Annotated in this window: 16 protein-coding genes; 9 read left to right on the forward strand and 7 right to left on the reverse strand. The window is 39.3% G+C overall.

Features of this window, described 5'->3' with window-relative positions; translation table 11 throughout:
• The first annotated feature begins 285 nt into the window (after positions 1-285).
• Positions 286-534: a hypothetical protein gene (locus tag OKC24_RS18855; protein WP_265466197.1), complete on the forward strand. Its 249-nt coding sequence runs from the start codon at positions 286-288 to the stop codon at positions 532-534.
• On the opposite strand, the gene OKC24_RS18860 is transcribed toward OKC24_RS18855, so the two are convergent.
• Positions 531-713, reverse strand: a complete 183-nt coding sequence (locus OKC24_RS18860; protein WP_265466198.1) for a hypothetical protein — start codon at positions 711-713, stop codon at positions 531-533. The two genes, OKC24_RS18855 and OKC24_RS18860, sit on opposite strands and share 4 nt — an antisense overlap.
• A 20-nt stretch (positions 714-733) precedes the next feature.
• Between OKC24_RS18860 and OKC24_RS18865 the strand changes: the two genes are divergently transcribed.
• Positions 734-1,195, forward strand: a complete 462-nt coding sequence (locus tag OKC24_RS18865) for a hypothetical protein (protein ID WP_265466199.1) — start codon at positions 734-736, stop codon at positions 1,193-1,195.
• On the opposite strand, the gene OKC24_RS18870 is transcribed toward OKC24_RS18865, so the two are convergent.
• The 6 genes from OKC24_RS18870 to OKC24_RS18895 form a co-directional block, all read right to left on the reverse strand.
• Positions 1,173-1,415: a hypothetical protein gene (locus OKC24_RS18870; protein ID WP_074947480.1), complete on the reverse strand. Its 243-nt coding sequence runs from the start codon at positions 1,413-1,415 to the stop codon at positions 1,173-1,175. The genes OKC24_RS18865 and OKC24_RS18870 overlap by 23 nt on opposite strands.
• A gap of 257 nt (positions 1,416-1,672) precedes the next feature.
• On the reverse strand, positions 1,673-1,912 hold the full coding sequence (locus tag OKC24_RS18875; protein WP_265466200.1) for a hypothetical protein: 240 nt from the start codon (positions 1,910-1,912) through the stop codon (positions 1,673-1,675).
• A gap of 53 nt (positions 1,913-1,965) precedes the next feature.
• A complete protein-coding gene (locus OKC24_RS18880) occupies positions 1,966-2,181 on the reverse strand; it encodes a KTSC domain-containing protein (RefSeq protein WP_265466201.1) in 216 nt (71 codons plus the stop codon).
• 42 nt (positions 2,182-2,223) lie between these two features.
• Positions 2,224-2,517, reverse strand: a complete 294-nt coding sequence (locus tag OKC24_RS18885; RefSeq protein WP_265466202.1) for a hypothetical protein — start codon at positions 2,515-2,517, stop codon at positions 2,224-2,226.
• Between the two features lie 60 nt (positions 2,518-2,577).
• Positions 2,578-2,880, reverse strand: a complete 303-nt coding sequence (locus OKC24_RS18890) for a hypothetical protein (protein WP_265466203.1) — start codon at positions 2,878-2,880, stop codon at positions 2,578-2,580.
• A gap of 25 nt (positions 2,881-2,905) precedes the next feature.
• The gene (locus OKC24_RS18895; protein WP_265466204.1) at positions 2,906-3,577 is read right to left on the reverse strand and encodes an XRE family transcriptional regulator; all 672 of its coding nucleotides are present in this window, start codon (positions 3,575-3,577) and stop codon (positions 2,906-2,908) included.
• A gap of 134 nt (positions 3,578-3,711) precedes the next feature.
• Between OKC24_RS18895 and OKC24_RS18900 the strand changes: the two genes are divergently transcribed.
• The 7 genes from OKC24_RS18900 to OKC24_RS18930 all read left to right on the forward strand — a co-directional run.
• The gene (locus OKC24_RS18900) at positions 3,712-3,930 is read left to right on the forward strand and encodes a helix-turn-helix domain-containing protein (protein WP_265466205.1); all 219 of its coding nucleotides are present in this window, start codon (positions 3,712-3,714) and stop codon (positions 3,928-3,930) included.
• Between the two features lie 50 nt (positions 3,931-3,980).
• Complete coding sequence (locus OKC24_RS18905; RefSeq protein ID WP_130148988.1) at positions 3,981-4,436, forward strand: phage regulatory CII family protein; 456 nt, start codon at positions 3,981-3,983, stop codon at positions 4,434-4,436.
• 46 nt (positions 4,437-4,482) lie between these two features.
• Positions 4,483-4,659, forward strand: a complete 177-nt coding sequence (locus OKC24_RS18910) for a hypothetical protein (RefSeq protein WP_265466206.1) — start codon at positions 4,483-4,485, stop codon at positions 4,657-4,659.
• Positions 4,660-4,669: 10 nt separating this feature from the next.
• Positions 4,670-4,945 carry a hypothetical protein gene (locus tag OKC24_RS18915; RefSeq protein ID WP_265466207.1) on the forward strand — a complete coding sequence of 92 codons (276 nt, stop codon included), beginning with the start codon at positions 4,670-4,672 and terminating at the stop codon, positions 4,943-4,945.
• The gene (locus OKC24_RS18920; protein ID WP_265466208.1) at positions 4,942-5,103 is read left to right on the forward strand and encodes a hypothetical protein; all 162 of its coding nucleotides are present in this window, start codon (positions 4,942-4,944) and stop codon (positions 5,101-5,103) included. Before OKC24_RS18915 ends, OKC24_RS18920 begins: the two co-directional genes overlap by 4 nt.
• Positions 5,100-5,543 (forward strand): HNH endonuclease, encoded by a 444-nt coding sequence (locus OKC24_RS18925; RefSeq protein WP_265466209.1) that lies wholly within the window; start codon positions 5,100-5,102, stop codon positions 5,541-5,543. The genes OKC24_RS18920 and OKC24_RS18925 overlap by 4 nt, the downstream gene beginning before the upstream one ends.
• A partial coding sequence (locus tag OKC24_RS18930) for a replication protein (protein ID WP_265466210.1) occupies positions 5,540-6,106 on the forward strand: 567 nt, incomplete at its 3' end. The genes OKC24_RS18925 and OKC24_RS18930, both read left to right, overlap by 4 nt.

Here is a 6,106-nt window from a genome sequence, read left to right on the forward strand (position 1 = left end):
AGTCTCAACCGCATGACGCGCAATCATTCCTGATTCCATGCCTTCTGGTACGTCGCAAGTGAAAAGGACTTCGTCAGTCCAGCGGTTTTTGATTTCGTGTTTTTGTGTCATAATGACCTCGCTTTAAACAGCCCCGGTTTCCGCAAGTTGCCGGGGCTTTTTGTTGTTTACGAGGTAAATATTAGCATACTAATATTAGTAGTCAATAAGTTTGCTAATATATTTATTAGTATTTTTATTTTTATGTTTTAATAGACAAAAGAAAACCCACTAAAGGTGATAGAAATGAGTATGCAGCTTTCGAATGAAATATTTGAGTGGCGTAAGCAATTTGTTGAAAAACTATTACTGAATGGCGTGAAGCCTGAAGATATAGAGAAGCAGGTACATGCCGCACAGACACTTATTTTTGGGAATCACATTGGTACGGTAGTGATTGAATGCCCACTGAAGGTTATGGATGAGCTAAAAACCACTCTTTTAGAATTTTCACAAAAGAGTGGTTGTCTGGTGATTTCTAAGGCTAGTTGTTAAAACACGCGCGAACCTCCAGCAACTGGTTTGTGATACACACGCCCCTCATCACACACTTCTTCAATTTCTGCGTGTGATTCTTTATAGGCTTTAACCCAATCAGATGCAGTAGTGTCCTTATTGGCAAGTTTTGATTTAGTAAGCTCTAACGCTAGGGCTTCTATAATTTCAGGTTTCATATTTTCTCCGGTATTTATGGATGTTTGAGATCAATGTTGGTGCAGAGTCTCAGCTTCATAATATCAGGGAAAGTATGGATTTTTTAAAAAGAAAACCCACCGTGGTGGTGGGTTGGATGGAGTTTATTGTGATGGATAAGCCAAATCACTTAACAATAGAAAGTTTGCATCATGATCCACGCTCTCACATGGTTAATCACTTAATCTTTAATGGCATCACTGATGCCAATATATTGATTAATGCTACCGATGAATTGATGGACTTTATTGGTGAAAAAGGATTGTTTAATAAAGCCACACCAGAAGAAATACTTTTATCTCGCTGGCGTAGAAGTATGGTTGATCGATTAATGAGACAGGGTCTTACCGATGCTAATCTAATCATAGGCACAGCAAACAGGATTTATGATTTCTTGATCTCTGAAATGATTAAAGATCAAAAGAAAACAAGAGAAAGCTTTAATGCTTTGCGGGAAGCTTAAATACATCCACTTCATCCTTGAAGTAAAAGATGTGGTAGGTATTGGTGATCTTATCTACATAACCTTGCAATGCTGCTAAAACATGCGCGGATTTGGTAAGGTCAAAAAGAAATGAGTTTGGGGCAATTCTTTGAATTGATGCTAATGCATCTTCATCAGCTAAGTAGCTCATTTTTTCGTCAGATATGTTTTCACCACTGATAACAATTAACGCTTTCATATTTTCTCCGATATTTATGGATGTTTGAGATCAATGTTGGTGCAGAGTCTCAGCTTCATAATATCAGGGAATATATGGATTTATTAAAAAGAAAACCCACCGTGGTGGTGGGTTGGATGGAGTCATTAGAATGATTGGTATTACAAAAAAGGGAGAGTTGATGGCAATTGATGAAAACTCATCAATTACAGGACATCAATTTATTGGTGTTATTATTACTAATCCACATAAACTTGATGAGAGTTGCGCGAATATTGCTAATCATTTCTACAGCAAAGATCACCAACAACTTGATAGGTTAGTCCTAGAAGCCTTACATACAAATCAGAATCACCGCCATTTGTTGAATGAGCAATCTTAACCACTTCAAACATATTACTTTCACCATCTATTTCTATATCAATCCACTCCCCAATACGGGGATGGGTTACAAATTCCCTTGCATAGAGGGATTTAGGCTTGTTTCCTGAAATATCAATTACTAATAACTCAAACATATACTCTCCACCCGATCTGCTCTAAAGGACTGCGTCGGGTTCGCAGTTTTTAATCACCCAAAAAGCTGAATCCGCTTAAACCCATCATTAAACTGAATATAAGTTTTATAAAACTTATCTTTGTCATCAGCATTCATAAAGTCATCGAAAGTCTCTTGAGCCACAAGTCGATATAAAAATCGTTGACCTGTATTGAGCTCTACAGTCAAGAGGTGCCATTGGTAAAAGACACTCTTAATCCTATGGGAATTGATTTCAATTTTTTGCATATCACACCTCCCATTATTGTTTTGTATTTATAAATACAGAGTTTAAATATCCTCTTGTCCTGAGCGTTCTATTTTTGATAAAAAATCCAACGGTATGCCAATGCTTTCACCAGTTATTGTTTCAAAGTGAACCCATATGCTCGTAGCTTCATTTTCAAAATTGACACTCGTTAGTTTTACCAAGTTGTATGATTTCACATCACTCTTCATGTGTACGTTAAATAAACATCCAACCTCCCAGACATAGGAAATCAGCATTTGATTAATTGCTAATTTCTCGCCACTAGATAGATTGCGATATGTGTGGAGTTCAGGTAATTCGTGTTTGTCACTCATAAGTATTCCTTTGATCGGCAACGGTTATTTATCTCAACACCAAAAGCCACATTGGCAGTTTTATAACTCAGAAAACTTTTCTAAAAATTCATCTATCCACCCCTGTGCCACTTCAATGTTGGTTATGTCAGCCAGCTTCAGATTAGTGCCTTCCTCTTCATTAAAGCCCTCAATAATCGCTTCAAAGATATTTGCTTCGCTTATGACTTCACGGGCTATTTCCGCAGCGTCATAGCTTTGTTTGGCTTTTTTAAGCGAGGTTATTTGTTTATCAATGCCATCACCGATTTTACCCAGCGCTAATTTAAACTCTTGACGGTTAATGGTTAGCGCAGTTTTAGATTTATTAAGTGTTGCAATCATTGAATTCTCTTTTTAGAAATTTTAACTATCCAGCTCGCCAGATCTGACGACCCATTACTTTGAAATTCTTCCCATTTTCTTCTGTTACAACCTTATCTCGATATTTATCATTAAGACTATGCAGAACCAGCGAGCCATCCGCCTCCTTGAAAATTTGCTTTATCATGCCTTCACCTGCCAAATAGACAGCATATATCTCACCATCTATAACTTCTGTCTGAGCCAGATTTATCCCAACCATGTCACCATCCTTAATGAAATCAGCCATGCTGTCACCCTTGGCTTTGATGATTTTCATAGTTTTTTCTGTAACGTTTCGATCTTTTAGAAATGACGGCGGGAAGGGGATTTTTCCATTGATTGCATCGAAATGAAATTCAATTGATTCGCCAGTGCCACATGAAAAATTAGCCTCAACTACATCGATCCAAACAAATTGATCTTTGAGCTCATCTGTGGCGATTACAGGATCCAACATCTCCAAAGTATTTAATGTATCGGTAGAGCCTTCACCAGTTTGAAGCCAGTACGAATCTACCCCTAAAAACTTAGCAATTGCTGGTAGGTGAGACGAGGAATCAACCCGACCTGTTTCCAGTTGACTGTATGCAGATTGTGTAATCCCTATAGCTTCAGCTACTTCTAATTGGGATTTTCGTGCATTTTTTCTTGCAACTTTAAGTCTGTCTTTAAGCATTTAGGTGAAGCCTCATTTATCTCTAATAAATATATTAGGTAACTAATAATAATTCAAATAAGAATACTTATTGACTAAGTATTAGAATACTAATATTATTCAGGTGTTACTTATATTTTAATAAGAGAATGCTCATGCAAACCTTATATAAAGATCTTGTTAAGCATTTCGGTGGACAGAAGCTTACCGCAGCTGCTCTTGATGTTAGCCAATCAAACATTAGCGGATATGTTTCTGGTCGCTGGAATATGTCCGAGCTTGTGGCTATTCGAGCCGAGAAAGTTACAGGTGGAAAATTCAAGGCTTCGGACCTCTGCCCATCCTTAAAAGAATTTCAACGTGTAACCGCATAACCAATTATCACTCGGTCAATGTTTTAAATAAACGTTCTAAAGGGTTGTAAATGAACATATTAGACGCTGTATATAACGCGGTTCACGATTTCCCCGGCGGTGCGAATGCATTAGCTCCACGTATGGGAATCAAAAGCCCAGCTGTCCTAAACAGCAAAGTAAATCCAAACACAGACACGCATCACATCACGCTACTTGAAACATCAAAGCTGATGACGTTGACAGGTGACTACAGACCGCTGCACAGCTTGAATGCCGAGCACGGAAAAGTAGCTATTGATTTGCCGCAAATACCTGAATGCCGTGATCTCGCTCTTACCGAGCTTGTATTGGGGATAGGCATTGGCGGTGGCGATATCACTTCTGTATTTCGGGAAATGATGATGGATGGGCGCATCACAAGTGGTGAGGCAGCAGACATGTCAAAAGTAATTCATGCGCTGCATATGGTTTTAGCAAAATTGGATGCACAGGTTCATGCCTGTGTAGAAAAAGAAAAAGCCTGACGGTTCAAGGCAGGCTTTAGGTATTCATCATTTGGAGCCAATGAATATGGATTTGAATTTAACACAACAGCTGAGCAAAAAAAAGCCCATGACCAATCCTAATGTCAAGGGCTTACTACTGAGTGAAAGTAGCTGTTGGGATTTTACACACTTTTTCAACATAAACAAGGCATTAAAAAAGCCTGATGGACAAGATCAGGCTTTTAGCAATTCAACGCTTTGAGGGATTGAATATGAGTACAAATTTAACACAGCAACCAAGCAATAACAACGATGACTTCTTGATCGGTGATGCAGTGGTTTTGGATGAGTCGTTCCGAAACGGTGCTTTCGAACCGTTTGATGAACTTTGTTACGTGCTTGAGGTGTACGAGCACATGGTTTGTGTGCTGATTCGCTTCGGCAAACTAACTTTAAGTAAAAAGTTTGTCCGCAATGCTTCAATTGCTGAGCTTAACGCTAAGCGTCGTTTAACAGCTGTAGAGCTTGCGGTGGGAGAGGTGTCATGACGGCGAAATTAGCTCAACTGGTTGAGCATAGACGCGCTGTGCTGCGCAAAGCAGCCAAACCTCAACCCATGCCAGTGGATGCTTATGCCGCATCTGTAAAAGTGAACTTTGTAGCGGTGCTGGAGCGCCATTTTTACAAGCTAAAGGGGGCTGCATGAATCATCCAAACCAAGCAAGAGACAACGAAATCCTAAATAAATTTAAGATTGAAGATGCGCTAAAAATCACCCCGAATGGGTATAGGTTTTCCCTTAAGTTCAAGCGGGCCCTATGGCTGGCTAGTTCAAAGCTGTGCGCCTACTGCGGCAATGAAGTTGAAAATCACAAATCAATGAACGTTGATCACTTCGTACCGAAAAGTAAGGGCGGCTCAGAGGCGTTTGACAATTATGTTTGTTCTTGTAGCTACTGCAATTTAAGCAAGCAAGCTGTCGATATGGATGAGTTTCGCATCAGGATGTCAATAAGCAAATCTCCATTAAAAGGAATTATCAACTCAGCTCAGCTCAAACAATTGACTGAGATCGGGGTAAAGCTACCTTTTGAAATTCAAAAATTTCATTTTGAGCAAGTTCTAGAAAAAGGGGTGGTGTTTTGAGCAACTTTATCTCTAACGCATTCATGATGCCTAACGACCTGATTGACAAGGGCTATATGGCCAAAATGAAAGGTGCAGCTCTGCCATGCTACTTGTTCATTGTTCGCAAGACTCGCGGCTGGAATAAATCAGCTGACAACATCAGCACTTCGCAGCTTGTTGAGGCTACTGGCTACAAAAAAGATGCAGTTTTAGCGGGCATTGATTTACTGATCGAGATGGGAATTGTAGAGAAAGTTTCATTCCAAAATCGACCATCAAAATACACTTTGACTGACAATATTGTTGCTGTCGGAAATATAGATAGCGATAATTCCGCTAGCGGAAAAACCGACACCAAACCTAAATCTGCTATCGGAAAAACCGACACTGCTGTCGGAAATTCAGATAGCAACTTGTCGGAAATACCGACACACAATAACAATATAAAAACAACTAATACAAAAACAAGAGAGGGGGCTTCTGAAAATCCATGTATTCCTGAAAAACAAAATTCAGAATCTGAAGAAAATTCCGTTGAGCGCACACTCAAAATCTGGACTCCAAATTTGGATGATTTGAAT

The sequence above is a fragment of the Acinetobacter entericus genome (assembly GCF_026168575.1).
GTDB lineage: Bacteria > Pseudomonadota > Gammaproteobacteria > Pseudomonadales > Moraxellaceae > Acinetobacter > Acinetobacter bouvetii.